We start from the raw sequence: 26,208 nt of genomic DNA on the forward strand, positions 1-26,208 counted from the left end.
CATAGTATGATTTGAGAACGCGCAAGAAATATCTCATGCGCAAATGATCAATACAGGGTTGCGCACTCCTGCAGGGGCGCAACGGGGGCGATATGGCACTGAATTTCGACTCGGCGTTGTCCGTGCATGCGCAAGCGCTGCGCGTGCGCTCTGACCGCACGCAATTGCTGGCTTCCAACCTGGCCAATGCCAGCACGCCGGGCTACCAGTCGCGGGACATCGACTTCGCGGAGGCCATGGCGCGTACGGGCCAGGAGGCGGGCTTGCCGTCGCTGGATTGGGGCGGCAGTGCAGATGCGCTGTTCCGCGTGCCCAACCATCCCTCGCAGGACGGCAACACCGTGGAGGTGGGCGTGGAGCAGGCGCTGTTTTCGCAGAACGCCTCGGACTTCCAGACCAGCCTGACCTTTCTGAACATGAAGCTGCGCGGCCTGCAGTCCGCCATCAAGGGTGAATGAGCATGGGTTTTCGTGAAATCGCGCAGATTGCCGGCTCCGCCATGACGGCCCAGAGCACGCGCCTGAACACCGTGGCCAGCAACCTGGCCAATGCCGGTGCGGCCGCCTCTTCCGAATCCGAGGCATACAAGGCACGCAAGCCGGTGTTTGCTGCCGTGATGGGCGAAAGCACGCTGGACAGCTATGCCGCCCGCGTCCAGGTGCTGGATGTGCTGGAGACGACCGAGCCGGTGCGCAAGGTGCACGAGCCGGGCAACCCCGTGGCCGATGAGGCCGGCTTTGTCTACTACTCCAACGTCAATTCCGTGGCCGAGATGACCGACATGATGTCCGCATCGCGTGCCTTTGAAACCAATGTCGAGGTGCTGGGGCGCGTGCGCTCCATGCAGCAATCGCTGCTGCGCCTTGGGGAGCAATCATGAGCTTGATCAACAGCGCCTCCGGCACGGGCACCAACGCCGGCTCCAGCAGCAGCGACGCCATCTCGCAGGCCCTGGGCGGCACCGAACTGGGCCAGATGTTCACCAAGCTGCTGGTGGCCCAGGTGCAGTACCAGGACCCGCTGGAGCCCACGGATTCCAGCACCTTCGTTACCCAGCTCACGCAGCTGAGCCAGACGGAGTCGCTGCAGTCGCTGACGTCGCAGCTCAAGACCCAGTCCTCCATTCTGGACAGCCTGCAGACCATGCAGCTGGGCAGCCAGGTCGGCTCCACGGTCATGGTCGCCACCAACAGCGTGCAGCTGGACGACAGCACCGTGAATGCCGTGGTCAATCTGCCGGCCACGGCCGATCTGACGCTGCAGCTGACGGCCCCGGATGGCAAGGTGACCACGGTCAGCCTGGGCTCCAACGCGGTGGGCGATGCCAACTTCACCATCGACCCCGCCGCGCTGGGCCTGCCTGCGGGCAAGTACGGCATCGTGGTCAAGGATGCCAGCGGCACCAGCTACCCCGTGGAAGTGGCGGGCACGCTGCAGGCCGTGCGCCTGACGTCGAGCGGCAGCGTGGCCCTGCAGGTGCAGGGCCTGGGCGATGTGCTGCCTTCCAGCGTGACGCGTTTCGTGGGTCAGAAGGCCTGAGCGCCCTGACGTTTTCTCCCTCTCTTCACCAGGCCTGAAATCATGAGCTTCCAGATTGCGCTGTCGGCGCTCCAAGCGATCAACAACCAGCTCGACAACATCTCGCAGAACATCGCCAACACCGGCACCACGGGCTACAAGTCCAGCCGCACCAACTTCGCGGCCATGTATGCCAGCTCGTCGCCCAACGGCGTGCGCGCCGCCTCCACCACCCAGACGCTGGATGTGGCGGGCGGTCTGCTGAGCACCGGCCGCAACCTGGATGTGGCCATCGCGGGCAATGGCTACTTCATGGTGAAGGACAGCACCGGCGTGATGAACTACACCCGTGTCGGCGTGTTCGATGTGGACAAGCAGGGCGTGCTGGTGGACCACATGGGTCGCCAGGTGCAGGGGTACGGCGTGACCGCCGGCAATGCGGCCCTGGGCAATCTGGGCAACCTGACGGTGCCGACCGGCCAGATCCCGGCGCAGGCCAGCACCTCGGTGGACTTCGTGGCCAATCTGTCGGCGGACTGGAGCGTGCCGGCCAATGCGTTCAACCCCACGGATTCCAGCAGCTACAACAGCTCGACCGTGTCCGTGGTGTATGACTCGCTGGGTCGCCAGCACACCGTCACCCAGTACTTCGTCAAGACGGCGAACAACACGGTGGAAGTGCACTACCAGAACGAAAACACCGCCGTGGGCACCAGCACGCTGAAGTTCACGACTGCAGGGCAGCTGGACACCGCGGCTTCCACCGTTGCGGCCGTGAACCTGACACCGGCCGGCGCGAATGCACTGTCGGTGACGTTCGACTATGCCGGCACCACCCAGTTTGCCGGCGACACCTCGACCACCACCAATGCCTCGGATGGCTATGCCTCAGGCACGATGGTGAATGTGCTGGTCGGCGCCGATGGCTCGGTGAATGCACAGTACAGCAACGGCATGGTGCAGAGCGTGGGCGTGATCGCGCTGGCCACCTTCCCCAGCGACAGCGGGCTGACGGCCGTGGACGGCACCAGCTGGCAGGCTTCGGCCAAGTCCGGCGCCGCACTGATCGGCACCCCTGGCACGGGCCAGCTGGGCGAGCTGGAAAGCCAGCAGCTGGAGCAGTCGAATGTGGAAGTCGCATCCGAGCTGGTGGACCTGATGGGCGCGCAGCGCAACTACCAGGCCAACACCAAGGTGATCAGCACGCAGAACGAAATCATGCAGTCGCTGATGCAGGTGATGTAAGGCGGGAGCGGCGCTCATGGACAAGCTGATCTATACCGTCATGACTGGCGCGGAGCGTGCGTTCCATGCCCAGCAGGTGCACGCCAACAACCTGGCCAATGCCGATACCACGGGCTTTCGTGCCGACTACGAGGTGGCCGGCACGCAGGCCGTGGGCGGGTATGGCTACGACAGCCGCCACCAGAGCACAGGGGCCACGGATGTGGTGTCGCAGCGCCTGGGGGCGGTGCGCGAAACCGGGCGCGATCTGGACGTCGCCGTGCTGGGCCAGGGGCTGATCACGGTGGCGGACGCCGGCGGCGAGGCCTACACCCGTGCCGGTGCCATGCTGGTGGACAGCGAAGGCAATCTCTCCATCAACGGCCGCGCGGTGCTGGGCGATGGCGGACCGATTGTGCTGCCGCCGTTTCGCGTCCTGTCGGTGGCCGAGGATGGCACCGTGTCCATCCTGCCGGAGAACGGGACCGAGATGCAGGAAGTCGACCGGCTGAAGCTGGTGGACGGCAGTCAGCCCATGACCAAGACCACCGCAGGTCTGCTGGTGTCGCGCAGCGGCGAAGCCCTGCCCGCCAGCGAGACCGTGCGCGTGCGCAGCGGCGCGCTGGAGTCGTCCAACGTGCAGGCCGTGGAGGAGATGGTGGCCGTGATGGACATCAGCCGCCAGTTTGAAATCCAGATGAAGTTGTATCAGGCCGCCGACGGCATGGCCGAGGCCGGCAACCGGCTGCTGCGTGATTGAGTTGCAGTGCGTCGCCCGCCAGGGTGACAGGGACCACGTAAAAGGAACACCACCATGAATCCCGCTTTGCTCGTGAGCAAGACCGGCCTGCAGGCCCAGGACGCCAAGTTGCAGGTGATTGCGCACAATCTGGCCAACGTAAACACCGTGGGCTTCAAGCGCAACAGTGCAGCGTTTGAAGACCAGTTCTATGAAATCACCCGCATGCCGGGCAGCAACAGCCAGGGCGACAACCGCGTGCCCGCCGGCGTGCAGCTGGGCACCGGCGTGCGGCTGGTGTCCACGCACAAGCAGTTCACCGAAGGCAGCATGCAGAACACCAGCCAGCAGCTGGATGTGGCCATCGTGGGCAATGGCTTTCTGCAGGTGCTGCAGGCGAACGGCGAGACGGCCTATACCCGTGCCGGTCAGCTGCAGGTGGACAACGAAGGCCGCCTGGTCAACGCCAACGGCTTGCCGCTGCAGCCGGAAATCACCATCCCCGAAGGCGCCAAGTCGGTGACCATCAGCGAAACCGGTCTGGTCAGCGCCATGGTGGGCACGGATGCCACCGCGCAGGAGCTGGGCACGCTGCAACTGGCCACGTTCGTGAACCCGGCCGGCCTGCAGGCCCAGGGCGACAACCTGTACCTGGTGTCGCAAGCCAGCGGCGATGCGGTGCTGGGCGAGCCCGGGGAAGCCGGCTTCGGCACGCTGCGCCAGTTCGCGCTGGAAAGCTCCAACGTGCAGGCGGTGGAAGAAATGGTGGACATGATCTCGGCCCAGCGCAGCTACGAGATGAACACCAAGGTGCTGTCCGCTGCGGACGACATGATGCGCAACCTGGCGCAAGCTGCATGATCTGCCGCGCTGCATGGGTGCTGCGCTGGCGCGCGGCAGGTGCTGCGCTGGCCTTGCTGGCGCTGGCAGGTTGCGCGGTGCGCCCGCCCGAGGTGATGCAGCCGGCCGAATCGGTGCCGGAGTTTCTGATGGCGCCCCAGGCCAGGGCCCAGGGCGGCGGGCTGTTCGTGCCCCATGCGTCCACAGGCCTGGTGGCCGACCAGCGTGCGCACCGTGCCGGCGACATCCTGACGGTGCTGCTGGAAGAGGTGACCCAGGCAAGCAAGAAAGCCAATACCCAGACCAGCAAGGGCAGCAGCGTCGGCATCTCGCCGCCCATTCTGGGCGGCAAGAGCATCAAGGCCGACATCGAGCTGGAAGGCAGCAGCAAGTTCAGCGGCGGCGGCAGCAGCACGCAACAGAATGCGCTGTCCGGTGCCATGACCGTCATCGTCCAGCAGGTGCTGCCCAACGGCCTGCTCTACATCAAGGGCGACCGCGCGTTGTCGCTCAACCAGGGCGATGAAGTGCTGCGCCTGAGCGGCTATGTGCGCGCCACCGATGTGGACCTGAACAACCGCGTGTCCTCGCTGCGCGTCGCCAATGCGCGCATCAGCTACTCGGGCCATGGCGCGCTGTCCGATGCCAGCGAAGCTGGCTGGCTGACACGCTTCTTCCAAAGCCCGCTTTTCCCCTTCTGATCGTGATGATGTTTGCACGCCTGCTGTCTCGTAGCCTCTGTCGCGGTGCCATGGCCCTGGTGCTGGCAGGTCTGGCCCTGCCTTCCGGGGCGCAGCCCGCGGGCAAAACGGTGCGCGGTGCCGAGGCGGCTGCCAAGACCAGCATGCGGCCCCTGCGCCATCTGGTGCATGTCGAAGGCGTGCGCGAAAACCAGCTGATCGGTTACGGTCTGGTGGTGGGCCTGAACGGCACGGGCGACAGCACGCAGGTCAAGTTTGCGGGCCAGTCCGTGGCCAATATGCTGACCCAGTTCGGCATCAAGCTGCCCGAGAAGACCAGCACCAAGTTGAAGAACGTGGCCACGGTGATGGTCAGCGGGGTGTTCCCGCCGGGCTACCGAAAGGGCCAGAGCATCGACGTGACCGTGTCCTCGCTGGGCGATGCGAAAAGCCTGCGCGGCGGCATGCTGCTGATGGCGCCGCTGCGCGGGGTGGACAACGAGATCTATGCCATCGCCCAGGGGCAGCTGGTGGTGGGGGGCTTGAACGCCACCGGCAACAGCGGCTCCAGCGTCACCGTCAATACGCCCACTTCCGGCCGCATTCCCAACGGCGCCACGGTGGAGCGCGAGATCCCTTCCGACTTCGAGAGCGGCGAGACCGTGCTGCTGTCGCTGCGCCAGCCGAGCTTTCGCACGGCCCGCAACATCGTCCAGGCCATCAACACGCGCTACGGCGATATCGCCAGCACGCGCGATGGCACCAGCATCGAGGTGCGCGCACCGCTGGTGCCAACGCAGCGGGTCGGCTTTGTTGCCGACCTGCAGGATCTGCAGGTGGCCATGGGGCAGGAGCTGCCGCGCGTGGTCTTCAATTCGCGCACCGGCACGGTGGTGATTGCCGAAGGCGTCACGGTCAAGGCGGCCGCCGTCTCGCACGGTGCGCTGCGCGTGGTGATCCGCGAGCAGTCCAATGTCAGCCAGCCGGCACCGTTCAGCCAGGGCAACACCGTGGTGACGCCGGAGTCGAACGTGCAGGTGCAGGAGGGCAACGGGCACATGTTCGAGTGGCCTGCCGGTGCCAAGCTGCAGACCATCATCGACACCATCAACCGCACCGGTGCCTCGCCGGACGACATCATGTCCATCCTGCAGGCCCTGGACCAGGCCGGTGCACTGCATGGCGAGCTGGTGGTGATCTAAAGGGACACCCCATGGAAACCTCCACCACCCGCCTTGCCGCCGAACGTCCCACGGTCCCCGCCGGAGAGGCTGGCCAACCCCCCGTGGCCGCGGCACAGCCTGCCGACGACGCGACCGTGCAGCGCCTGACGGCTGCCGCAGTGAAGTTCGAAGGCTTTTTTGTCGCCCAGATGTTGAAGCAGATGCGACAGGCCACGGCGGCGATGGCCGATTCCGGCAGTGCCATCAATGACCGGGTCAATGACAGCACGCTGGCATTGGCCGAGCAGACCGTGGCCGACGGACTGGCGGGTCAGCGCGCATTTGGGATCGCCGATGTGCTGGTGCGGCAGATGCTGCCCCAGTCCGGCGCGGCAGTGAACGCTGCGGGAACAAGGAAACTTTCATGAGCATGCTTTTCAACGGACTGACCGGTGTGGTGGCCTCGCAGGTCGCCCTCAATACCGTCAGCCACAACCTGGCGAATGCCCTGACCCCCAACTACACCCGCCAGGGCGTGGTGCTGACGGCCAAGGCGTCGGCCAACACCGCGCTGTCCGCTGGCGACGGGGTGGCCGTCACGTCGTTGATCCGCTATGCCGACAGCTACAAGACCCAGCAGATGTGGCGCGCTGCCAGCACCAAGGGGGAATACGAGGCAGCGCAGACCTACCTGCTGCAGCTGGAACAGGTGATGGGCGATGCCGATGGCGGCATCAACGCCGCGCTGGACAAATTCTTCAGCGCCCTGAGCGCCACCAGCGTAGAGCCCACGTCCACGCCGCTGCGCCAGCAGATCATCGAAGCCGCCAAGGCGCTGGGCCAGACCATCAACAACATCGGCCAGATCGTGTCCAACCAGGCGCTGGCCGTGCGCCAGCAGCGTGCCGTGGCGGTGGACCAGGTCAATTCCTATATCCACGAAATTGCCGCGCTGAACGACAAGATCACGCAGAGCGCCGGTGCCGGGCTGAATACCTCCTCGCTGCAGGACCAGCGTGACGCCAAGGTCGACGAGCTGTCCAAGCTGGTGGGCCTGCAGACGACCACGCAGCCGGATGGCTCCATCAATCTGTCGCTGCGCGGCGGCCAGCCCCTGGTGGTGGGCAACCGTGCCTCCACGGTCAGCGTGGATGCGGGTTCGCAGTTCCTGAGCGTGAGCTTCGGGACCGAGACGTTCCAGCTGGGCGCCGAGAACTGGGGCGGAACCCTGGGCGGCCTGGCAGCGCTGGAGAGCGATGTGCTGCAGCCCCTGGATGCGTCCATCCGCGGGCTGGCGCAGGTCATTGCCAGCGAAACCAATGCGGTGCTGCAGTCGGGCTATGGCACCAATGGTGCTGCAGGGACGGACCTGTTCGTGTTCGATGCCACCTCCACCTCGGCCATGCTGACGGTCAGCGCCGGCATCACCCCGGAACAGCTGGGCCTGTCGGGGGACCCCGCCAAGGTCGGCGACAGCACCAAGCTGCAGGAGCTGATTGCCTTGCAGAGCAAGGCCGTGAACATCTATGGCCCCGGAGGCACCGGCATGGTGGGCAGCTCCGTGCTGCTGGGGGATGTGTACACCCAGCTGGTGGGCAAGCTGGCCATGTACAGCCAGCAGAACAACGCTTCCTATGAAACGGCGCAGACGGTGCGCGACCAGTCGGAATCGAACTGGCGCTCCACCAGCGCGGTCAACACCGATGAAGAGGCGGTGAACCTGATGCAGTACCAGCAGATGTACCAGGCCAATATGAAGGTCATCACCGTGGCCAACGAGCTGTTCGACAGCCTGCTGGAAATGCGCTGAGGCGCACCACCCATTCACGGACAAGGATTTCAGGCCATGCGCGTATCCAGCAACCAGTACCACATCACCGTCAACGCCTCGCTGCAGAACTCCAACACCCAGCTGGAGAAGCTGATGGGGCAGATGTCCAGCGGCAATCGCCTGACGCGGCCCAGCGACGACCCCATCGCCCATGTGCGCATTTCGCGCCTGCAGCGCGAGGAGGCCAGCATCGCGCAGTACAAGGACAACATCGGTGCGCTCTCCAACCGCATGACGCAGAGCGAGACCGTGCTCAGCAGCATCAACAGCGACCTGCTGAGCACGCGCGATCTGCTGGTGTGGGCCCTGGATGGCGGCAACACCGGCGAGGACCTGAGCGCCATGGCCACGAACCTGGAGTCCTTGCGCGATGCCCTGTACGCCAGCGCGCTGACCAAGGACCAGGAAGGCTCCTACCTGTTCTCCGGCACCCTGTCCAAGACCGCAACCGTGGGCTTCAACGCCGCGGCGGCCGCCGGTACCCGCTACACGGTGGGCGGCAACAGCGAACAGCAGCAGGTGGTGGTGGGCAATGGCCTGACCCAGCCTGCGAACGTGACGCTGGGCGATGAAATGGCGGCCATGCTCAACACGCTGGACCAGGCCATCGAGGCCATCAAGGGCGGCGGCACCACGGCCAACAACCCGGCCACCCGTGCCAGCCTGCAGGCGGCGCTGACGGGTGTGGACACCGGCATGGACCAGGTGTCCACCAAGATCTCCAAGCTGGGCGGGGCGCAGAACATCGTCAGCACGCTGGAAACCAACTGGGGCAACCTCAGCACGGCCAACCAGACGGCGGTGCTGGACTACTCCCAGCTGAACTACGCGACCGCGGCCGTGCAGCTCAATACGCTGATGTCGGCCATCAAGGCCACGCAGTCGGCCTACGGCAAGGTCAGCCAGCTCAGCCTGTTTGACGCGCTGTGAGCAGCGCGCGCATTGGTGGCAACGCCTCGGCGGGGCGCATCGGCACCGCCGGTGCAGCGCAGCCCGGGGCGGCGGCGCCGGCCGTGCCCACCAGCGCGGTGGGCACGCATCCCTTGCCGGCCATCCGCTACCACAGCACCTGGCCCCGGGGATGGATGGCCGCGGCCGTGCCGCAGCGGGTGCGTGAATTCCATGTGCAGATCAGCAAGGCGCAGATGGCGCTGGATTTTCTGGAGCAGCTGGAGCAGCAGCTGTCTGCATTGATCCAGGCCTGCCGCCACCAGCGCAAGCTCCCTTCCGATGCCGGTGCGGCTCGCCTGCGCAGTGCGTTGCAGGCGGTGCAGGCCGGGTGGGCCAAGCGCCTGCCGCGGACGCTGGAAAGCCTGGACGAATCGCTGCACTGGTCGCCGGTGCAGCGCGCCCGCAAGCAGTTCACCCTGGCCGGCTGGAGCTGGGAGAGTCTGCAGGCCGAGCACGCGCGCGATACGGAACTGGTGGGCTTTTGCCTGCTGGGGCAGGACGGCGCGCAGGGGGCCTGGCAGGCCCGCTGGGAGCGGGCACAAGGCGCCAGCCGGCAGGCGCTGGCCCATGCGCTGGCACCTCTGGGCATGCAGCTGAGCGGGCTGGAACAGCCGCTGGTGCTGTCGGTCGAAGAGCGCTGGTGGCCGGTGGTGGTGCAGCGCTTCATGGTCAAGGGCAATGGCAAGCGCTTTCCTGCCGGGCAGTGGGTGTCGCCGCGCTTGGTGTCATCCCCCCAGGCTCTGCGTGTGGACAGCTGGAGTGCGGCCGATGCGGCGGCTGTGCAGGCGCTGGCGGCCGAGCTGCCCGCCGCCCGCGAGCGCGTGTTGCAGGCACAGGCGGCCGTGCGGGCGTTTCAACATGACGCAGGACAAAGTCTGGACGATGTGGGCGCACGTACCACAGCGGTGCAGGCATTTGCACAGGCGTTTGCGCAGGCCGGCCAGATGCCTGCCTATGATTGGATTTTGGCGGTGGTGCCTGCCGTGCGGGCCGTGTCGCGCCGGCGTGTGGCGCGGCTGTTGCAAAGTCGGGGTGCGTTGGCCTAGCCGTATCGCACCGAGCTTTTGAACCAGGCCCTGCGCAGGGCGGAATCCTCCATGCAGTTGGAATCAGTTGCGGCTCCAGCCGCTGTCGATCTGTCGTATTACCGTTTGAGTACACCGGTTGCTGTGCAGCAGGTGCTGGAGTCATTGCAACGCCAGCAGGCGGTGATGACCTTGCTGGCCGATGTGCCCGATGCCCATGCGGTGCAGGATGCCGGGGGCCGGCCTTGCGGCATGGCCGTGCTGAGCCAGGTGGATGCGGAGCAGCAGCGCCTGGTGATGGAGGTGTCCGGTGCCTTGTTGCCCCTGCCCGCGGCGGTGCTGGTGGTGGCCCATTTGCCTGGCAGCGTGCGCACGCAGTGGGAGCTGCAGGCACAGTGGGCAGAGCTGTCGCATGGCCGCTGGCAGCTGCAGGCGCCCTGGCCAAACCAGGTCCTGCAGCACCAGCGCCGGCGCCACCCGCGGCTGCAGCTGCCGCTGGGCCAGCGTTACGAAGCCAGCTTCATGTTCGGGCAGCGCCATTGCGTGCTGCACATGGATGACCTCAGCCAGGGCGGGGTGGCCTTGCGTGGCACGCGCAGCGAAACGTCCATGCTGTTCATGGGACGCAAGATCAGCAAGGTGGTGCTGGATCTGGGCAGCGGCGTGCAGGTGCAGGTGGATCTGACTGTGCGCTCGCGGCGCAGCTACAAATCCTTTTTGCTGGGCGAGCAGGTCATGGTGGGTTGCAGCCTGGAAGGCATGACCGACGAGGTGCAGACCGCGCTGGCGCGCATCATGCAGGAGCGCCGGGTCTAGGGCTGCCAGGCTGCGGCATGGGTGCCGTGGCGCTGTATGCGCATGCAAAAAGCCAACCTTGCGGTTGGCTTTTTTTCGTGGCGCGCAAGGGCGCGGGCCCTTGCCGAACTGCGCAGCTTATTGCAGCAGCGAAGCCACCATCTGGCTCATGCTGGAGGATTGTTTCAGCATGGCGGTGGAAGCTTGCATCAGCATTTGCTTGCTGGTCATGTTCGAGGTTTCGGTGGCGTAGTCCACGTCCATGATGCGGCCCTTGGAGGCTTCGGTGTTCTGGATCATGTTGCCCAGGTTGTTGTACACGTGTTCCAGGCGGTTGGCGGCGGCACCGAACGAGGAGCGCAGCGTGCCCACGGCAGCCGAAGCGAGGTCAGCCAGGTTGATGGCGGCGTTGGCGGTGGTGCCGCTCACGGCGCCAGCCTTCAGGTTGGTGATGGCGGTATTCAGTGCCGTCAGATCGGTCGAAGCGTTGAACGCATAGGTTTCGGAGTTCGAAGCGCCGATCTGGAAGGTGGACGCTGCGGTGAAGGTGCCTGCAGCGGAGAACAGTGCCTGGCCACCGAACTTGGTGTTGGCCATGATGTTGTCGATTTCAGCGGACAGTGCCGTGAATTCAGCCTGCATGGCGGTCTTGTCGGCATCGGTGGAGGTGGCGTTGGCTGCCTCGGTGGCCAGATCCTTCATGCGCAGGATCATGTTGTTGACTTCGGCCAGGGCGCCTTCACCGGTTTGGAGCAGGGAGATGCCGTTCTGGGTGTTCTTCTGGGCCACGGACATGCCGCGGGTTTGGGCTTCCAGGCGGGTTGCGATCTGCAGGCCGGCAGCGTCGTCCATGGCGGAGTTGACGCGGTAGCCGGTACCCAGGCGGGTCATGGAAGTGGACAGGGCCTTGTTGGTGTTGCCCAGGGAATTTTGGGTGCTCAGGGCAGCGGCGTTGGTGTGCAGGCTCAGCATGGAGGGGCTCCGTAAATCAATGTCGGTACGACGTTGCGAGCACCACCATGGCGCTCTTGCCTGTACTAAGCGACGGCGCCGTGTGGGAACTTAAATGGCATCTGCAAAAAACTGCGGGCACGGGGCACTGGTGGGCACCGGCCAGGCGGAGGGCGGCGGCAGGTGCAGCCGCAGGCTAGGCGATGCTGGCCTTCAGATAATGGGCCCCGGCGATGGGGTTGTGGTAGTAGGGCGGAATGCTTTCAAAGCCGAGCTCGGTGTAGAGCGCGCGGGCGGATTCCATGTCGTCCAGGGTGTCCAGCAGCACATGGTCATAGCCCATCTGGCGCGCCGCATTGAGGGCGGCTTCGGCCAGTTCACGGCCCAGGCCAAAGCCGCGGAAGGCCTTGCGCACATACAGGCGCTTCATTTCGGCGGCGTTGGGGTAGTCGCTGGTATCGAGCGGGCGCAGTGCGCAGCAACCGGCCAGGGCGCCATCCACATGGGCCAGCAGCAGGCCCCCGCGGGGCGCAGCGTAGTCGCCGGGCAGGGTGGCGAGTTCGCGTTCGAAATCCTGGAATTCCAGGTCAATGCCCAGGCCGCCGGCATATTCCGCAAACAACAGGCGCACAGCCTCCAGATCGTGCGGGGATTCGGCCAGCAACAGGGCCACGGTGGGCTTGTCCACAGGCGGTAGGTGGCGCACAGGCGCCAGGGTTGACAGAGGTCCAGTGTAAACGGCGGCGCAAAGACCGCCTATCGGGGATGGACCCAGGCCGGGGATCCACGCCGCCGGGAATCAGAAACCGGGTGTGCTGCCCAGGCCGTAGACCCACCAGGCCGCCGCGGCGCAGGCCGCGATCAGCAGCAGGGCCAGCAGCCGGGCGGCCAATCCGTCGCGAGAAGCGGCGGTGCCGGCGGGGGCAGGCTGGTTGCCGTGCAGCATGGCCTGCACCAGGGGCTTGCGGCGCACCACGGCATAGAAAGCGACGGCGCACAGGTGCAGGGCCAGCAGGCCCAGCAGCAGCCACTGGCCCCAGTCCTTGTGCCAGCCGGTGGCCCAGGCGACGGTGTCGCCACCGACAAAGCGCGTCAGCGGTCCGGCAAAGGCAATTTCATCGTCGCTGAGCAGGCCGGTGCCCACCTGCAGCCCCAGCACCAGCAGCAGGGCCAGCACCGACAGCGCTCCCAGCGGGTTGTGGCCGACCGTGGTGTCGGCCGCCGGCTGGCGCAGGTAGCGCAGCAGGCGCGCGGGCCCGGGAATGAAGGTGGCAAAGCGTGACCAGTGGCCGCCCACCACGCCCCAGAGGATGCGAAACACCAGCAGGGCCAGCACCACGTGGCCCAGGCGCAGGTGCCATTCCATGGCATTGCCGCCGACTTTGGCTGTGACCACCAGGGCGATCACGCAGGCCGCCAGCAGCCAGTGGAACAAGCGGGTGGGAAGGTCCCAGATGCGGGTGGTTGCATTGCTCATGGACTTCAATGTATGCGGATGCAGGCCGAGGCCGCAGGGAGTCCGCGCAAAAAAGTGCGGCTTTGCGTTGAACGGAGGCACTGCCATACTGGGCCGCAGGCACCTGGTGCCGCGACTGCGTTTCCCCACAACCCAAGGAAAAAAAACCATGAAGAAGATCCTGCCTGCGCTGCTGGTGGCGGCCTCGGCGGCGCTGTTGGCTGCGCCTGCCTCGGCCCAGTTTGCCAAAAGCGAAGACGCCATCAAATACCGCCAGGGCGCTTTGTTCGTGATGAGCCAGCATTTCGGCCGCCTGGGCGCCATGGCGAACGGCAAAGCGCCTTTTGATGCGAAAGTGGCGCAAGAGAACGCCGCGGTGCTGGAAACCATGGCCAAGTTGCCGTGGGCGGCCTTCGGTGACGGCACGGAAGGCGGCAAGGCCAAGCCCGAGGTGTGGAAGGAGAAGGCCAAGTTCACGGAACATGCCGACAAGTTCCAGGCAGAAAGCGCCAAGCTGGTGGCTGCGGCCAAGACCGGGGATCTGGCGCAGCTGAAGAATGCCTTCGGCCCTGCCGCACAGTCCTGCAAGGCCTGCCACGACGCGTTCCGCAACCGTTGAAGCGGCGCGGCGGGTGCCAGGCGACTGGCGCCAGACCGCTGCCCTGCGCGCACAAAAAAGCCAGCACGGGTGCTGGCTTTTTGCATGGCGGAAAGAACCGAGCGCGCGAAGGCTGCGCGGCGCGGCTGGCGGGCCTTCAGGCCTCGGCCAGCAGCTTTTCGATCAGCTTGTGCAGCTCGGCAAAGTCGGGGGCGCCGACATAGGTCTTCACGATCTCGCCGCGCTTGTTGACGATGTAGGTGGTGGGCGTGATGCGGATATCGCCCCAGGCCTTGGCGGCGGCACCGGTGTTGTCCAGCGCCACCTTGAAGGGCAGCTGGCGCGACTGGACAAAGTTCACCACATAGCTGGGGGGGTCGTAGCTCATGGCCACGGCCAGAGTGTCGTAGCCCTTGTCCTTGTACTTGTCGTAGGTCTTGATGATCTCGGGCATTTCCGCCACGCAGGTGGTGCAGCTGGTGGCCCAGAAGTTCACCAGCGTCACCTTGCCCTTGAGGTCTTCGGTGGTGCGGGTGCTGCCGTCGAGCAGCACAAAGGACGACTGCGGCGCAGCCGCGCTATGACCGCCCCAGAACACATAGGCCCCCAGGCCGGCGAATGCGGCAAGCGCCACGCCTGCCATCCAATGTTTGATTGCCATGTTGTGATTGTGTACCAAGCGCCGGAACCGATGCCGGCGTGCAGGTTTGGAGCCTGATCCCGGACAAAAGTTCTGTCAGGGAGAAAGGGGCGAGCCACCCTGTCGGGAGCTGTGTCCGCAGCGCGTGGAAATGCCCGGCAAGCATCGGCTTTCTTGCGCGTTTGTGCGCGTACACAAAACGCGGGGGCTGCCGATAATGGGAGCATGACCACATTCGCTGCCCGTTGCGCTTCTCTTTTTGCGGTGTGCGCTGCTGTTGCTGCGCTTTCGGCCTGTGACCACAAGCCGGAGCTGACCTGGCACGACGTCGTGCTGCGCGATGCGGAACTGCATGCCCGTTTCCCCTGCGAGCCTGATGTGGCCCAGCAGAAAGTGGATTTCGGCATGGAGCAGGGCCCGGTGAATGTGACCATGATGGGTTGCGATGCCGTGGACGCCACCTACGCCGTCTCGCACTGGCTGCTGGACGATGTGCGCCAGGCCGACGATGCACTGGCCTACTGGGAAGCCGCCGTGCTGACCAAGCTCAAGGCCGTGGACAGCAAGGAGGGCAAGAGCGGCGCACCTTTTGTGCCGGTCGGGGCCATGAACCTGTCGCGCTCCATCCGCGCCACGGTGCAGGGGGAAGGGCCGTCGGGCTGGACCATCACCACGCATGGCGTGTGGTTCGCCAAGCAGGAGGGCGACAAGGCCCGCATCTACCACGCGGTGATCTACGCGCCCAAGCCCCAGCACGAAGTGGCCAGCCAGTTCTTCCAGGCCTTGCAACTGCAGAACTGAAGGCTGGAGGCAGTCGAGGACCAGGGTGGTGCACACGGAGGTGCCCGGAGGTACGTCGACGCCTGCGGTCTCAATCCGGCGTTGTGACGGGCGCGGTGCATGCAGGCGCTGGCGTGGTGTGGCCTCGCCGTGCCACGGGAACCATGCATTGTTGTCAGCGCACCACGGACTGTCCCTGTCACGGCCCTGGCGGGCATGCCAGCACCCGTGAGCGGGGTGACCGGGCGCGCCATAATGGTCGGAACAATCGCGCTCCATGAAACCTGTTCGCATTCTCCTCATTGCCCACGCGCCCCTGGCGCACGCCTTGCGCGAAGCGGCACTGCATGTCTTCAATGACTGTGGTGGCGATGTGCTGGCGCTGGACGTGCAGGCCCATGCCGAACCCGAAGACACCCTCCAGAAAGCGCGGGCCCTGTTGCCGGCGCAGTCCGAAGAGGGCCCCCTGCTGGTGCTGACCGACGTCTTTGGCGCCACCCCCAGCAATGTCGCCCTGCGCCTGGTGGAAGGCCGCAATGCACGCGTGGTGACGGGGGTGAACCTGCCCATGCTGCTGCGTGCCTGGTGCTACCGCGCGGAGTCTTTGGAAAACCTGGCCGCCCGTGCGCAAGCCGGCGGCACGCAAGGCATCATGCTGGCCGGTGGTGGCAGCGCGCCCCAAAACCAGCGTCCCCGTTTGCACCATGATTCAGACCACAGTCACCATCAGCAATAAGTTGGGCCTGCACGCCCGCGCGTCCGCCAAGCTCACCAAACTGGCGGGCAGTTTCCCCTGCGAAGTCTGGCTCTCGCGCGGCGAGCGCCGTGTCAACGCCAAAAGCATCATGGGCGTGATGATGCTGGCCGCCGGCCTGGGGGCCGAAGTGGTGCTGGAGACCGATGGCGAGCAGGAGCAGCAGGCATCGGACGCCTTGCTGGCCTTGATCAACGACAAGTTTGGTGAAGGGCAGTGAGTGCTTGCTCTCCATATTGCTGCGGCGCAGCAATATGGAGCAGCACAGGCCAAAGCTTGCCTTGCATCAAGAGAGGCCGACCCGGCGTCTGTGATGTAGGCCGGAATCGCTGGCGCTGGGCTGACAATAGCGGCCTGCGCAACGCGCCTTGCAAGGCGCACCAGAAGAAGGATTGACCGCATGACGTTCGCTATCCATGGCCTGGCCGTTTCCCGGGGAATTGCCATTGGACGTGCCGTCGTGGTGGCCTCCAGCCGCATGGAGGTGCGGCACTATTTCATCCAGCCCGAGCAGGTGGAGAGCGAAATCGCCCGCACCCGCGCCGCGCGCAATGCGGTGGTGACCGAGCTGTCGCGCCTGCTGGAGAGCATGCCGGTGGATGCCCCGGGTGAGGTGGCGGCCCTGCTGGAAGTCCACCTGATGCTGCTGCAGGACGAGCTGATGGTCAACGGCGTCAAGCAGTGGATCACCGAGCGCCTGTACAACGCCGAATGGGCGCTGACCACGCAGCTGGAAGTGATCTCGCGCCAGTTCGACGAGATGGAGGACGACTACCTGCGCGAGCGCAAGTCCGATATGGAGCAGGTGGTCGAGCGCATCCTGCGTCACATGCGCGGCGTGGCCAGCCCGGTCTCGCCCGAGGCCTGCGCCGCCAAACCCCGGCGTGCCCCCGATGCGCAGCAGACACTGTCCGACGACATGACCGATGCCCCGCTGGTGCTGGTGGCCCAGGATCTGTCGCCGGCCGACATGCTGCAGTTCAAGCGCAGCGTGTTCGAAGGCTTTGTGACCGCCGTGGGCGGCAAGACCAGCCACACCGCCATCGTGGCGCGCAGCATGGACATTCCCGCCGTGGTGGGCGCACGCGCCGCCAGCCAATTGGTGCGCCAGGACGACTGGGTCATCATCGACGGTGACGCCGGCATCCTGATCGTCGATCCGTCGCCCATCGTGCTGGAGGAATACCAGTTCCGTCGCCGCCAGATGCTGCTGGAGCGCGAGCGCCTGACCCGTTTGCGGCACACCCCGGCGCAGACGCTGGATGGCCAGACGATCGAGCTGCTGGCCAACATCGAGCAGCCCGAGGACAGCCCCGCCGTGGTCAAGGCCGGCGCCGTGGGCGTGGGGCTGTTTCGCAGCGAATTCCTGTTTATGGGCCGGGGCGGAAAGCTCCCCGGCGAAGAAGAGCAATACCAGGCCTACCGCGCCGCGCTGGAAGGGCTGGAAGGCATGCCGCTGACCATCCGCACCATCGATGTGGGGGCGGACAAGCCGCTGGAAGGCAAGATCAATGCCTCGCTCAACCCGGCGCTGGGCCTGCGCGCCATCCGCTGGAGCCTGGCCGAGCCGGTGATGTTCCGCACCCAGCTGCGTGCCATCCTGCGCGCAGCGGCCCATGGCAAGGTGAACATGCTGTTCCCCATGGTGGCGCACCGCAGCGAGATCACGCAGATCCTGGCCCAGCTGCGGCTGGCGCAGTCCGAGCTGGACGCGCGCGGTGTGGCCTACGGCAAGGTGGAGCTGGGCGCGATGATCGAGATCCCGGCGGCGGCGCTGATGGTGCGCACCTTTTTGCAGTACTTCGACTTTCTGTCCATCGGCACCAACGACCTGATCCAGTACACGCTGGCCATCGACCGCGCCGACGAGGCCGTGGCCGAGCTGTACGACCCACTGCATCCGGCCGTGCTGCAACTGGTGGCCCAGGTGATCCGCGAGGCCAATGCCGCCGGCAAAAGCGTCTGCGTGTGCGGCGAGATGGCGGGCGATGTGGCGTTCACCAAGCTGCTGCTGGGCCTGGGACTGCGCAGCTTTTCCATGCACCCGGCGCAGGTGCTGGCGGTCAAGCAGGAAGTGCTGCGCACCGACACCCGCAAGCTGCATGACTGGGCGCAGGCGGTGCTGGATGCCGACGATCCGACGGCGGCGCTGCAGCAGACCGCAGACAGTCTGACGTCGCTGGCGGCGGTGGTGCCGGCGATGCGCTGAGGCCTGTCCCCGGTGCCTGCGCAAGATGCGCTGTGCGGGGTGTCAGGCAGGCGTGCGGGGGGGGGTGCAGGTGGTGGAAATAAAACACCCTTCAGATAAAAAAAGTGATTGAGATTAATTCGCATTCAATGTTATAGTTCAACCCATGGAAGCAGCCGACACCGTCCTGGTGGGAGCTTGAAGGTCGAGGCGGCTTCCCATGGTTTCATCGTGGGGCGACCTAAGGCCTGTAAAGCCTGAAAGTCGTTTTTTGCCAGCCAGCGGAATGCCCGGTTAGCCACGCAATTTTTTCGCGCTGAAACCCGTGTGATCGAGAATTTTGACTGCGCCTTGCAGGCTGTTGCCGCAAGGCGTCTTTGTTTGTGCAAGGCATTGGTGACGGTGGCGCGCAGCGCGCCGCAACCAGCGTCGCACGGCCGCAGCCCTGCAGGCAGTGCAAGCCTCTGGGCGGCCATCTTCGTATGCCTTGGCGCGGTGCCGCGCGGCCAAGTGCTGCGGGCCTGTTGCCCGCTGCGGCCTAAAAAAAGCCATTGCCCGCGGGCAATGGCTGATCGGCAGATTGGTTGGACGCCGGCAGCGCCGCGGGCTTACACGCCGGCGGCGTGGGCCTGCTGGTCGGCGTGGTAGCTGGAGCGCACCATGGCGCCCACGGCGGCGTGCGTGAAGCCCATCTTGTAGGCTTCTTCCTCGAACATCTTGAAGGTGTCCGGGTGCACATAGCGGCGCACCGGCAGGTGGCTGTTGGTGGGCGCCAGGTACTGGCCGATGGTCAGCATGTCGATGTTGTGGGCGCGCATGTCGCGCATCACCTGCAGGATTTCCTCGTCCGTCTCGCCCAGGCCGACCATAATGCCGCTCTTGGTGGGCACCTTGGGGTGCAGCGCCTTGAACTTCTTGAGCAGGTTCAGGCTGAACTGGTAGTCCGAACCCGGGCGTGCTTCCTTGTACAGGCGGGGCGCGGTTTCCAGGTTGTGGTTCATCACATCGGGCGGTGCCGAGGTCAGGATTTCCAGCGCGCGGTCATCGCGGCCGCGGAAGTCGGGCACCAGGATTTCGATCTGCGTGGTGGGTGACAGGGCGCGGATGTTCTGGATGCATTCCACAAAATGGCCCGAGCCGCCGTCGCGCAGGTCGTCGCGGTCCACGCTGGTGATCACCACATAGTTCAGCTTCAGGGCGGCAATGGTGCGCGCCAGGTTCAGCGGCTCGTCCTTGTCCAGCGGGTCGGGGCGGCCATGGCCCACGTCGCAGAACGGGCAGCGGCGGGTGCACTTGTCGCCCATGATCATGAATGTGGCCGTGCCCTTGCCGAAGCATTCGCCGATATTGGGGCAACTGGCTTCCTCGCAGACCGTGTGCAGCTTGTTGCTGCGCAGAATGTCCTTGATCTCGTAGAAGCGCGTGGTCGGGCTGCCGGCCTTGACGCGGATCCACTCGGGCTTCTTCAGCACTTCGGCCTGCTCCACCTTGACGGGGATGCGCGCCAGCTTGGCGGCCGCCTTCTGCTTGGCCAGCGGGTTGTAGTTTTCGGCGGACTGCGCTTCGCGCACGACTTCGTTGCTGCTCATGGTGTGCGTTTTTTCAGGGGGCGAGGCGGGCAATCAGCTGGTGGCCGAGCACGTGGGCAACCTCGTCCCAGGTTGTCTGGATGCCTATTGTAGAAAGGTCCACTGTGGGCAGCCCTGCATAGCCGCAAGGGTTGATGCGGGAGTAGGGCTCCAGGTCCATGTCCACGTTCAGCGCCAGACCGTGGTAGCTGCAGTGGCGGCTGACCTTGATGCCCAGGGCGGCAATCTTGCCCAGGCCGGTGAAATCGGGTTCGGGCGCGGCGCTGCCGGGCGCGCGCAGCTGGGGGCGCTGTTCCAGCCGGGCGTGGCTGCGCGGGTCGTCCAGGCGCACATAGATACCGGGGGCGCCGGCCACACGGTGGCCGGTCACGCCAAAGTGGTCCAGCGTGCGGATGGCGGCCTCTTCCAGGCGGTAGACATATTCCTTGACGAAATAGCCCAGGCGCTGCAGATCCAGGAGCGGATAGGCCACGACCTGTCCCGGTCCGTGGTAGGTCACCTGGCCGCCGCGGTTGGTGGCCACCACGGGAATGTCGCCTGTATGCAACAGATGGTCGGATTTGCCGGCCAAACCCTGGGTGAAGGTGGCGGGATGCTCGCAGATCCAGAGCTGGTCAGGTGTGTGCGCAGTGCGTGTGCGCGTGAATTCCTGCATGGCCTGCACCGTGGGTGCGTAGGCCGCCCGCCCGATCAGGCGGGCATCCAGCACCGGGGCGCAGGCCACGGCGGCCTGCGCCGTGGCGGTGGTCACAGCACCACCTTGACCATGGGGTGGGAGGTCAGGGCGCGGTAGAGGTTGTCCAGCTGCTCGCGGCTGGTGGCCGTGACGGTGATGGTCACGCCCAGGTACTTGCCGGTGCTGCTCGGGCGCAGTTCCACGGTGGAGGCGTCGAACTGGGGGTCGAACTCTTCGGCCACCTTGGTGATGGCGTGAACGAGGCCGTCCGTCTTGATGCCCATCACCTTGATGGGGAAAAGCGAGGGGTATTCGATCAGCGAATCCTTGCGCGGATCCTGTTCGTCTGGCGTGCTGTTGTCAGTCATAGTGCGTTATTCCCAGTTGTAAGCGGCGCAAGCACAGGGCTTTGCTTGGCTATGGGCGGCATTGTGCGGTATCGTTGCGCCCGTTTTCCGGGCAGGGTTGGCTTACAGCCGGCTGGCTGCACACAAATTCCCGAGTGCAAGAGGGTTCGCCCTAACGAATCGGACGGGTTTCTACTTATAATCAGAGGCTTTGTGAAAAAGTTTAGGTCTGCTGCGGGCGCTCCACGATGAAAAAAAATGCACCCTGGCAGGACGAACTTGAGGCCGAAGAAGAGGATTTCAAGCCTCTGAGCCCGGAAGAGGCGCAGGCCTGGCGTCGGCGCAATCCGTCGCTGTCGGTCTGGCGCATTGTGCTAGGCCAGGTGGCAGTCGGTGTGCTGGTGGCTGTGCTGGCATGGTGGATCAGCGGTCAGGCCCGTGTGGGCTGGTCGGCCGCGTACGGCGCCCTGTGCGTCGTGGTCCCGGCGGTGGTCTTTGCGCGTGGCGTCACGCGCGGTGGTCCGGCCGCTGGTGCAGGTTCCGCGATGACGCGCCTCTTTGGATGGGAATTGGTCAAGCTGGTGTTGTGCGTTGCCATGATGGCCGCCGCGCCGAGCTTGGTGAAAGACCTGAGCTGGCTGGCACTGCTCGCCGGCATGGTCGTAGTGATGAAAACGTATTGGATCGCGCTGCTGGTGCGATCCGGTGTCCGAAAAACTGAAGTTTGAGAAGAGAGTTGACGATGGCCGCTGATGCGAACGCCCCAACTGCAAGTGAATACATCGTTCACCACTTGCAACACCTGCAAAACATCAAGCAGAAGTCCGTCATCGATTTCTCGGTAGTCAACTATGACTCCGTCGCGGTCGCTGCCATCCTGGGCCTGCTGGGCATCTTCGTGATGTGGCTGGCCGTGCGCAAGGCCACCTCCGGTGTGCCGGGCCGCTTCCAGGCTGCGGTGGAAATGCTGGTCGAAATGGTGGACAACCAGGCCAAGGCCAATATCCACAACGCCCAGTCGCGCAAGTTCATCGCTCCGCTGGCACTGACCGTGTTCGTCTGGATTTTCCTGATGAACGCCATGGACATGCTGCCCGTGGACCTGCTGCCCGTGCTGTGGCAAGGCGCTACCGGTGACCACCACGCCTACCTGCGTGTCGTGCCCACCGCCGACCTGTCCACCACGCTCGGCCTGTCGTTCGCCGTGCTGGTGCTGTGCCTGTACTACAGCGTCAAGATCAAGGGCCTGGGTGGCTGGGGCCACGAGCTGGTGACCGCTCCCTTCGGTACCTCCAAGAATCCCGTCTTCGCCCTGATCCTGGGCGTGGTCAATCTGCTGATGCAGATCATTGAATACGTTGCCAAGACCGTGTCGCATGGCATGCGACTGTTTGGCAACATGTACGCTGGTGAGTTGGTGTTCATGCTGATTGCCCTGATGGGTGGCGCAGCGGCTATGTCGCTCTCTGGTGCGTTGCTCCCTGTGGGGCACATCATTGCAGGCACGATCTGGGCGATCTTCCACATCCTGGTGATCACCCTGCAGGCCTTCATTTTCATGATGCTGACGCTGATTTACCTCGGCCAGGCTCATGAAGCTCACTGACCCTTCCCCTTTCAACCTTTCAACTTTCCTTTAATCTCTAGGAGTCATCATGGAAAACATTCTCGGTCTCGTCGCTCTGGCTTGTGGTCTGATCGTTGGTCTGGGTGCTATCGGCGCTTCGATCGGTATCGCTCTGATGGGCGGCAAGTTCCTGGAATCCTCGGCTCGCCAGCCTGAGCTGATCAACGAACTGCAAACCAAGATGTTCATCTTGGCCGGTCTGATCGACGCTGCTTTCCTGATCGGTGTGGCTATCGCTCTGCTGTTCGCTTTCGCCAACCCCTTCGTCCTGGCCTAAGCTCCGATCAACGCCCTAGATAGAAAGGTGTTGCCGTGAGTATCAACGCGACCCTGTTCGTTCAGGCCATTGTTTTCCTGATCCTGGTGCTGTTCACGATGAAGTTCGTGTGGCCCCCGATCGCGAAGGCACTGGATGAGCGAGCCCAGAAAATCGCCGATGGCCTCGCTGCTGCCGACAAGGCCAAGTCCGAACTGACCGCTGTGAACAAGCGCGTCGAGCAGGAACTGAGCCAGACGCGCAACGAGACAGCATCGCGGCTTGCGGACGCCGAACGCCGCGCCCAGGCCATCATTGAAGAGGCCAAGGCCCGCGCGACAGAAGAAGGCAACAAGATTGTTGCCGCTGCCCGCGCCGAAGCTGAGCAGCAAGCCGTTGCCGCCCGTGAAGCCCTGCGCGAGCAAGTGGCTGCATTGGCTGTGAAGGGTGCCGAGCAAATCCTCCGCAAGGAAGTGAACGCCGGCGTCCATGCTGATCTGCTGAACCGCCTGAAGACAGAGCTGTAAGGAAAGCAAAATGGCAGAACTCGCCACCATTGCCCGCCCTTACGCCGAAGCATTGTTCAAAGCCAGCGCCGACAAGGGCGCTGATTTGGGCAGCACTGTCGCTTGGGTGGAGGAATTGGCGGCGATTGCCGCCGATCCGCAATTGCGCCAACTGGCCGACAACCCCAACGTGTCGAAGACGCAAGTGTTCGATCTGATCGCGGGTGTGGCCAAGTCGGCATTGCCCGAGGCCGCACGCAACTTTCTGCGTGTGGTCCTCGAAAACGGCCGTCTGGACGCGCTGCCCGAAGCGGCAGCACAGTTCCGCAGCCTCGTGAACAGCAAGAGCGGCTCTTCGGACGCCGTGGTGTTCAGCGCTTTCCCCATTGCGGATGCAGCGCTGGCCGAGCTGGGCGCTTCGCTGGAAAAGCGCTTTGGCCGCAAGCTGAATCTCACTGTGAAGCCGGATGACTCGCTGATCGGTGGCGTTCGCGTCGTGGTGGGCGACGAGGTGCTGGACACCTCCGTCAAAGCCCGTCTGGAACAAATGAAAGCGGCCCTCATCGCGTAATGCGCGCTTGAGGTCTCGGCTAAACACAAGAAAGAAGGAAAGAGTCATGCAACTCAATCCCGCAGAAATTTCTGAATTGATCAAGAGCCGCATCGAAGGTCTGGCTGCGAGCACCGACGTCCGTAACCAAGGCACCGTGGTGTCGGTGACCGACGGTATCGTGCGCGTGCACGGCCTGTCCGACGTGATGGCTGGCGAAATGCTGGAATTCCCCGCTGGCGCCGATGGTCAGGCTTCGTTCGGCCTGGCGCTGAACCTGGAACGCGACTCCGTGGGCGCCGTGATTCTGGGTGCTTACGAGCACATCAAGGAAGGCGACGTCGTCAAGTGCACGGGTCGTATTCTGGAAGTGCCCGTGGGCCCCGAACTGGTCGGCCGCGTGGTGAACGCCCTGGGTCAGCCTATCGATGGCAAGGGCCCCATCAACGCCAAGATGACCGACGTGATCGAAAAGGTTGCGCCTGGTGTGATCGCACGTCAATCCGTGGACCAGCCGCTGCAAACCGGTATCAAGTCCATCGACTCGATGGTGCCCGTGGGCCGTGGCCAGCGTGAACTGATCATTGGTGACCGTCAGACCGGCAAGACCGCCGTTGCCATCGACGCGATCATCAACCAAAAGGGTCAAGGCGTTACCTGCATCTACGTGGCAATTGGTCAGAAGGCTTCTTCGATCAAGAACGTGGTGCGTGCCCTGGAACAAGCTGGCGCGATGGAATACACCATCGTGGTGGCTGCGACCGCTTCCGAATCCGCTGCCATGCAGTACGTGTCGGCCTACTCCGGCTGCACGATGGGCGAATACTTCCGCGACCGCGGTGAAGACGCCCTGATCGTTTATGACGATCTGTCCAAGCAAGCTGTGGCTTACCGCCAAGTGTCGCTGCTGCTGCGCCGTCCCCCAGGACGTGAAGCTTTCCCTGGCGACGTGTTCTATCTCCACTCGCGTCTGCTGGAGCGTGCCGCTCGCGTGAACGCCGACTACGTCGAAGCTTTCACCAAGGGTGAAGTGAAGGGCAAGACCGGTTCTCTGACCGCTCTGCCTATCATCGAAACCCAAGCCGGTGACGTGTCCGCCTTCGTGCCTACCAACGTGATCTCGATCACGGACGGCCAGATCTTCCTGGAAACCAACCTGTTCAACGCTGGTATCCGTCCCGCTATCAACGCCGGTATCTCGGTGTCCCGCGTGGGTGGTTCTGCACAGACCAAGCTGGTGAAGGGCCTGTCCGGCGGTATCCGTACCGACCTGGCACAGTACCGTGAACTGGCTGCGTTCGCGCAGTTCGCTTCCGACCTGGACGAAGCCACCCGCAAGCAGCTGGACCGCGGTGCCCGCGTGACCGAACTGCTGAAGCAAGCCCAGTACAGCCCGCTGTCCACTGCGCTGATGGGTGTGTCGCTGTTTGCCGTGAACAAGGGTTTCATGGACGACATCGAAGTCAAGCAAGTGCTGCCTTTCGAAGCTGGTCTGCACCAGTTCCTGAAGTCCAGCCACGCTGCCCTGCTGGACCGTCTGAACGAAAAGCGTGCTTTCGACAAGGAAGGCAAGGACGAGGCCGAATTGACCGCTGCCGTCGCTGCGTTCAAGAAGTCGTTCGCTTAAACCGGACGAGGAGCCATCATGGCAGCAGGTAAGGAAATACGCGGCAAGATCAAATCGGTGGAAAACACCAAGAAGATCACCAAAGCCATGGAAATGGTGGCTGCATCCAAAATGCGCAAGGCGCAGGACCGGATGCTGGCTGCCCGTCCATACAGCGAAAAAATCCGCAACATTGCAGCCAACCTTGGTCAAGCCAACCCTGAGTACGTGCATCCGTTCATGCAAGTGAACGATGCCAAGAAGGTCGGCGTCATCGTGGTGACGACCGACAAGGGCCTGTGCGGCGGCATGAACACCAACGTGTTGCGTGCCGTCACGACCAAGCTGCGTGAACTGCAGGATGCGGGTATTACGACAGAAGCAGTGGCCATTGGCGGCAAGGGACTGGGTTTCCTGAACCGTGTCGGTGCCAAGGTGGTTTCCCACGCTACAGGCCTGGGTGACACGCCGCATCTCGACAAGCTCATTGGGCCTGTCAAGGTGCTGCTGGACCAATATGCTGAAGGCAAGCTGAGCGCGGTGTACGTGGCGTACACCAAGTTCATCAACACCATGAAGCAAGAGTCGGTGGTGGAGCAGCTGCTTCCCCTGTCGTCCGAAAAAATGCAAGCCGAGAAGACGGGTGCATCGTGGGAATACATCTACGAACCTGACGCCCAGAGCGTCATCGACGAACTGCTGGTTCGTTACGTGGAATCCCTCGTGTACCAGGCGGTGGCGGAAAACATGGCGTCCGAGCAATCGGCGCGCATGGTGGCCATGAAGGCCGCAACCGACAATGCCGGCAACGTCATCAGCGAGTTGAAGCTGGTCTACAACAAGACGCGTCAGGCAGCGATTACGACCGAGTTGTCGGAAATCGTGGCAGGCGCCGCCGCTGTGTAAACGGCTTTAACG

General features: G+C 64.3%; 32 protein-coding genes. 25 read left to right on the forward strand and 7 right to left on the reverse strand.

What is annotated here, in order from left to right:
- Positions 1-92 precede the first annotated feature (92 nt).
- Genes flgB through KW830_RS13085 form a run of 13 tightly spaced genes read left to right on the forward strand, consistent with a single transcriptional unit; the run spans position 93 to position 10,787 of the window.
- Positions 93-458, forward strand: a complete 366-nt coding sequence (gene flgB / locus KW830_RS13025; RefSeq protein WP_066541916.1) for a flagellar basal body rod protein FlgB — start codon at positions 93-95, stop codon at positions 456-458.
- Positions 459-460: 2 nt separating this feature from the next.
- Entirely contained in the window at positions 461-880 is a 420-nt protein-coding gene (gene flgC / locus KW830_RS13030; RefSeq protein WP_218333492.1) for a flagellar basal body rod protein FlgC, read from the forward strand.
- On the forward strand, positions 877-1,539 hold the full coding sequence (locus KW830_RS13035) for a flagellar hook capping FlgD N-terminal domain-containing protein (protein WP_083520663.1): 663 nt from the start codon (positions 877-879) through the stop codon (positions 1,537-1,539). Before flgC ends, KW830_RS13035 begins: the two co-directional genes overlap by 4 nt.
- A 42-nt stretch (positions 1,540-1,581) precedes the next feature.
- A complete protein-coding gene (locus tag KW830_RS13040; protein ID WP_218333389.1) occupies positions 1,582-2,763 on the forward strand; it encodes a flagellar hook protein FlgE in 1,182 nt (393 codons plus the stop codon).
- Between the two features lie 16 nt (positions 2,764-2,779).
- The gene (locus KW830_RS13045) at positions 2,780-3,502 is read left to right on the forward strand and encodes a flagellar basal body rod protein FlgF (RefSeq protein WP_066541912.1); all 723 of its coding nucleotides are present in this window, start codon (positions 2,780-2,782) and stop codon (positions 3,500-3,502) included.
- 54 nt (positions 3,503-3,556) lie between these two features.
- Entirely contained in the window at positions 3,557-4,342 is a 786-nt protein-coding gene (flgG, locus tag KW830_RS13050; RefSeq protein ID WP_218333390.1) for a flagellar basal-body rod protein FlgG, read from the forward strand.
- Positions 4,339-5,022 carry a flagellar basal body L-ring protein FlgH gene (gene flgH / locus KW830_RS13055; protein WP_066541908.1) on the forward strand — a complete coding sequence of 228 codons (684 nt, stop codon included), beginning with the start codon at positions 4,339-4,341 and terminating at the stop codon, positions 5,020-5,022. The genes flgG and flgH overlap by 4 nt, the downstream gene beginning before the upstream one ends.
- Before the next feature lie 8 nt (positions 5,023-5,030).
- Positions 5,031-6,203 (forward strand): flagellar basal body P-ring protein FlgI, encoded by a 1,173-nt coding sequence (locus KW830_RS13060; RefSeq protein WP_370626134.1) that lies wholly within the window; start codon positions 5,031-5,033, stop codon positions 6,201-6,203.
- 11 nt (positions 6,204-6,214) lie between these two features.
- On the forward strand, positions 6,215-6,592 hold the full coding sequence (locus KW830_RS13065; RefSeq protein ID WP_066541903.1) for a hypothetical protein: 378 nt from the start codon (positions 6,215-6,217) through the stop codon (positions 6,590-6,592).
- Entirely contained in the window at positions 6,589-7,974 is a 1,386-nt protein-coding gene (gene flgK / locus KW830_RS13070) for a flagellar hook-associated protein FlgK (RefSeq protein ID WP_066541901.1), read from the forward strand. The genes KW830_RS13065 and flgK overlap by 4 nt, the downstream gene beginning before the upstream one ends.
- Positions 7,975-8,010: 36 nt before the next feature.
- Positions 8,011-8,925, forward strand: a complete 915-nt coding sequence (gene flgL / locus KW830_RS13075; protein ID WP_066541898.1) for a flagellar hook-associated protein FlgL — start codon at positions 8,011-8,013, stop codon at positions 8,923-8,925.
- Entirely contained in the window at positions 8,922-9,992 is a 1,071-nt protein-coding gene (locus KW830_RS13080; protein ID WP_218333391.1) for a hypothetical protein, read from the forward strand. Before flgL ends, KW830_RS13080 begins: the two co-directional genes overlap by 4 nt.
- Positions 9,993-10,043: 51 nt before the next feature.
- Positions 10,044-10,787: a PilZ domain-containing protein gene (locus KW830_RS13085; RefSeq protein ID WP_218333392.1), complete on the forward strand. Its 744-nt coding sequence runs from the start codon at positions 10,044-10,046 to the stop codon at positions 10,785-10,787.
- A gap of 117 nt (positions 10,788-10,904) precedes the next feature.
- Here KW830_RS13085 and KW830_RS13090 read toward each other — a convergent pair whose 3' ends face one another.
- The 3 genes from KW830_RS13090 to KW830_RS13100 all read right to left on the reverse strand — a co-directional run bounded on the left by KW830_RS13090 (position 10,905) and on the right by KW830_RS13100 (position 13,194).
- Complete coding sequence (locus KW830_RS13090) at positions 10,905-11,738, reverse strand: flagellin (RefSeq protein WP_066541889.1); 834 nt, start codon at positions 11,736-11,738, stop codon at positions 10,905-10,907.
- Positions 11,739-11,913: 175 nt separating this feature from the next.
- Entirely contained in the window at positions 11,914-12,405 is a 492-nt protein-coding gene (locus KW830_RS13095; protein WP_066541887.1) for a GNAT family N-acetyltransferase, read from the reverse strand.
- Between the two features lie 111 nt (positions 12,406-12,516).
- Positions 12,517-13,194, reverse strand: coding sequence for a cytochrome b/b6 domain-containing protein (locus KW830_RS13100; RefSeq protein WP_218333393.1), 678 nt, complete (start codon positions 13,192-13,194; stop codon positions 12,517-12,519).
- A 148-nt stretch (positions 13,195-13,342) separates the two neighbouring features.
- Between KW830_RS13100 and KW830_RS13105 the strand changes: the two genes are divergently transcribed.
- On the forward strand, positions 13,343-13,792 hold the full coding sequence (locus KW830_RS13105) for a cytochrome c (protein WP_218333394.1): 450 nt from the start codon (positions 13,343-13,345) through the stop codon (positions 13,790-13,792).
- A 136-nt stretch (positions 13,793-13,928) separates the two neighbouring features.
- Here the strand turns inward: KW830_RS13105 and KW830_RS13110 are convergent, their stop codons facing one another.
- Positions 13,929-14,432, reverse strand: a complete 504-nt coding sequence (locus tag KW830_RS13110) for a TlpA disulfide reductase family protein (RefSeq protein ID WP_066541884.1) — start codon at positions 14,430-14,432, stop codon at positions 13,929-13,931.
- A 204-nt stretch (positions 14,433-14,636) separates the two neighbouring features.
- Between KW830_RS13110 and KW830_RS13115 the strand changes: the two genes are divergently transcribed.
- The 4 genes from KW830_RS13115 to ptsP all read left to right on the forward strand — a co-directional run bounded on the left by KW830_RS13115 (position 14,637) and on the right by ptsP (position 18,154).
- A complete protein-coding gene (locus tag KW830_RS13115) occupies positions 14,637-15,212 on the forward strand; it encodes a hypothetical protein (protein WP_218333395.1) in 576 nt (191 codons plus the stop codon).
- Between the two features lie 256 nt (positions 15,213-15,468).
- Positions 15,469-15,927, forward strand: a complete 459-nt coding sequence (locus KW830_RS13120) for a PTS sugar transporter subunit IIA (protein WP_218333396.1) — start codon at positions 15,469-15,471, stop codon at positions 15,925-15,927.
- Complete coding sequence (locus KW830_RS13125; protein WP_066541878.1) at positions 15,896-16,165, forward strand: HPr family phosphocarrier protein; 270 nt, start codon at positions 15,896-15,898, stop codon at positions 16,163-16,165. The genes KW830_RS13120 and KW830_RS13125 overlap by 32 nt, the downstream gene beginning before the upstream one ends.
- 180 nt (positions 16,166-16,345) lie before the next feature.
- Entirely contained in the window at positions 16,346-18,154 is a 1,809-nt protein-coding gene (ptsP, locus tag KW830_RS13130) for a phosphoenolpyruvate--protein phosphotransferase (RefSeq protein WP_218333397.1), read from the forward strand.
- A gap of 587 nt (positions 18,155-18,741) precedes the next feature.
- Here ptsP and lipA read toward each other — a convergent pair.
- Genes lipA through KW830_RS13145 form a run of 3 tightly spaced genes read right to left on the reverse strand, consistent with a single transcriptional unit; the run spans position 18,742 to position 20,766 of the window.
- Positions 18,742-19,722, reverse strand: a complete 981-nt coding sequence (lipA, locus tag KW830_RS13135) for a lipoyl synthase (RefSeq protein WP_066541875.1) — start codon at positions 19,720-19,722, stop codon at positions 18,742-18,744.
- A 13-nt stretch (positions 19,723-19,735) separates the two neighbouring features.
- Entirely contained in the window at positions 19,736-20,473 is a 738-nt protein-coding gene (lipB, locus tag KW830_RS13140) for a lipoyl(octanoyl) transferase LipB (protein ID WP_066541869.1), read from the reverse strand.
- A complete protein-coding gene (locus KW830_RS13145) occupies positions 20,470-20,766 on the reverse strand; it encodes a YbeD family protein (protein WP_066541867.1) in 297 nt (98 codons plus the stop codon). The genes lipB and KW830_RS13145 overlap by 4 nt, the downstream gene beginning before the upstream one ends.
- 227 nt (positions 20,767-20,993) lie before the next feature.
- Between KW830_RS13145 and KW830_RS13150 the strand changes: the two genes are divergently transcribed.
- From KW830_RS13150 to atpG, 7 genes are read left to right on the forward strand one after another with little or no spacing between them, the layout of a single operon-like run.
- Positions 20,994-21,473, forward strand: a complete 480-nt coding sequence (locus KW830_RS13150; protein ID WP_066541865.1) for an ATP synthase subunit I — start codon at positions 20,994-20,996, stop codon at positions 21,471-21,473.
- A 14-nt stretch (positions 21,474-21,487) separates the two neighbouring features.
- On the forward strand, positions 21,488-22,351 hold the full coding sequence (gene atpB, locus KW830_RS13155) for a F0F1 ATP synthase subunit A (RefSeq protein WP_066541863.1): 864 nt from the start codon (positions 21,488-21,490) through the stop codon (positions 22,349-22,351).
- Between the two features lie 49 nt (positions 22,352-22,400).
- Positions 22,401-22,649 carry a F0F1 ATP synthase subunit C gene (gene atpE, locus KW830_RS13160; protein ID WP_011803767.1) on the forward strand — a complete coding sequence of 83 codons (249 nt, stop codon included), beginning with the start codon at positions 22,401-22,403 and terminating at the stop codon, positions 22,647-22,649.
- A gap of 35 nt (positions 22,650-22,684) precedes the next feature.
- Positions 22,685-23,155: a F0F1 ATP synthase subunit B gene (locus KW830_RS13165; RefSeq protein WP_066541861.1), complete on the forward strand. Its 471-nt coding sequence runs from the start codon at positions 22,685-22,687 to the stop codon at positions 23,153-23,155.
- 10 nt (positions 23,156-23,165) lie between these two features.
- Positions 23,166-23,705 carry a F0F1 ATP synthase subunit delta gene (locus KW830_RS13170; RefSeq protein WP_066541860.1) on the forward strand — a complete coding sequence of 180 codons (540 nt, stop codon included), beginning with the start codon at positions 23,166-23,168 and terminating at the stop codon, positions 23,703-23,705.
- A gap of 46 nt (positions 23,706-23,751) precedes the next feature.
- On the forward strand, positions 23,752-25,311 hold the full coding sequence (atpA, locus tag KW830_RS13175) for a F0F1 ATP synthase subunit alpha (protein ID WP_066541859.1): 1,560 nt from the start codon (positions 23,752-23,754) through the stop codon (positions 25,309-25,311).
- An 18-nt stretch (positions 25,312-25,329) separates the two neighbouring features.
- The gene (gene atpG, locus KW830_RS13180; RefSeq protein WP_066541855.1) at positions 25,330-26,196 is read left to right on the forward strand and encodes a F0F1 ATP synthase subunit gamma; all 867 of its coding nucleotides are present in this window, start codon (positions 25,330-25,332) and stop codon (positions 26,194-26,196) included.
- Positions 26,197-26,208: the final 12 nt, after the last annotated feature.

This window comes from Comamonas sp. CMM03 (genome assembly GCF_019218715.1).
Lineage (GTDB): Bacteria > Pseudomonadota > Gammaproteobacteria > Burkholderiales > Burkholderiaceae_C > Comamonas > Comamonas terrigena.

Coding starts and splice junctions, on each gene's coding strand:
- flgB (WP_066541916.1), top strand. CDS start 93: ATGGCACTGAATTTCGACTCGGCGTTGTCCGTGCATGCGCAAGCGCTG.
- flgC (WP_218333492.1), top strand. CDS start 461: ATGGGTTTTCGTGAAATCGCGCAGATTGCCGGCTCCGCCATGACGGCC.
- KW830_RS13035 (WP_083520663.1), top strand. CDS start 877: ATGAGCTTGATCAACAGCGCCTCCGGCACGGGCACCAACGCCGGCTCC.
- KW830_RS13040 (WP_218333389.1), top strand. CDS start 1,582: ATGAGCTTCCAGATTGCGCTGTCGGCGCTCCAAGCGATCAACAACCAG.
- KW830_RS13045 (WP_066541912.1), top strand. CDS start 2,780: ATGGACAAGCTGATCTATACCGTCATGACTGGCGCGGAGCGTGCGTTC.
- flgG (WP_218333390.1), top strand. CDS start 3,557: ATGAATCCCGCTTTGCTCGTGAGCAAGACCGGCCTGCAGGCCCAGGAC.
- flgH (WP_066541908.1), top strand. CDS start 4,339: ATGATCTGCCGCGCTGCATGGGTGCTGCGCTGGCGCGCGGCAGGTGCT.
- KW830_RS13060 (WP_370626134.1), top strand. CDS start 5,031: ATGTTTGCACGCCTGCTGTCTCGTAGCCTCTGTCGCGGTGCCATGGCC.
- KW830_RS13065 (WP_066541903.1), top strand. CDS start 6,215: ATGGAAACCTCCACCACCCGCCTTGCCGCCGAACGTCCCACGGTCCCC.
- flgK (WP_066541901.1), top strand. CDS start 6,589: ATGAGCATGCTTTTCAACGGACTGACCGGTGTGGTGGCCTCGCAGGTC.
- flgL (WP_066541898.1), top strand. CDS start 8,011: ATGCGCGTATCCAGCAACCAGTACCACATCACCGTCAACGCCTCGCTG.
- KW830_RS13085 (WP_218333392.1), top strand. CDS start 10,044: ATGCAGTTGGAATCAGTTGCGGCTCCAGCCGCTGTCGATCTGTCGTAT.
- KW830_RS13090 (WP_066541889.1), bottom strand. CDS start 11,738: ATGCTGAGCCTGCACACCAACGCCGCTGCCCTGAGCACCCAAAATTCC.
- KW830_RS13100 (WP_218333393.1), bottom strand. CDS start 13,194: ATGAGCAATGCAACCACCCGCATCTGGGACCTTCCCACCCGCTTGTTC.
- KW830_RS13105 (WP_218333394.1), top strand. CDS start 13,343: ATGAAGAAGATCCTGCCTGCGCTGCTGGTGGCGGCCTCGGCGGCGCTG.
- KW830_RS13110 (WP_066541884.1), bottom strand. CDS start 14,432: ATGGCAATCAAACATTGGATGGCAGGCGTGGCGCTTGCCGCATTCGCC.
- KW830_RS13115 (WP_218333395.1), top strand. CDS start 14,637: ATGACCACATTCGCTGCCCGTTGCGCTTCTCTTTTTGCGGTGTGCGCT.
- KW830_RS13120 (WP_218333396.1), top strand. CDS start 15,469: ATGAAACCTGTTCGCATTCTCCTCATTGCCCACGCGCCCCTGGCGCAC.
- KW830_RS13125 (WP_066541878.1), top strand. CDS start 15,896: ATGATTCAGACCACAGTCACCATCAGCAATAAGTTGGGCCTGCACGCC.
- ptsP (WP_218333397.1), top strand. CDS start 16,346: ATGACGTTCGCTATCCATGGCCTGGCCGTTTCCCGGGGAATTGCCATT.
- lipA (WP_066541875.1), bottom strand. CDS start 19,722: ATGAGCAGCAACGAAGTCGTGCGCGAAGCGCAGTCCGCCGAAAACTAC.
- KW830_RS13145 (WP_066541867.1), bottom strand. CDS start 20,766: ATGACTGACAACAGCACGCCAGACGAACAGGATCCGCGCAAGGATTCG.
- KW830_RS13150 (WP_066541865.1), top strand. CDS start 20,994: ATGAAAAAAAATGCACCCTGGCAGGACGAACTTGAGGCCGAAGAAGAG.
- atpB (WP_066541863.1), top strand. CDS start 21,488: ATGGCCGCTGATGCGAACGCCCCAACTGCAAGTGAATACATCGTTCAC.
- atpE (WP_011803767.1), top strand. CDS start 22,401: ATGGAAAACATTCTCGGTCTCGTCGCTCTGGCTTGTGGTCTGATCGTT.
- KW830_RS13170 (WP_066541860.1), top strand. CDS start 23,166: ATGGCAGAACTCGCCACCATTGCCCGCCCTTACGCCGAAGCATTGTTC.
- atpA (WP_066541859.1), top strand. CDS start 23,752: ATGCAACTCAATCCCGCAGAAATTTCTGAATTGATCAAGAGCCGCATC.
- atpG (WP_066541855.1), top strand. CDS start 25,330: ATGGCAGCAGGTAAGGAAATACGCGGCAAGATCAAATCGGTGGAAAAC.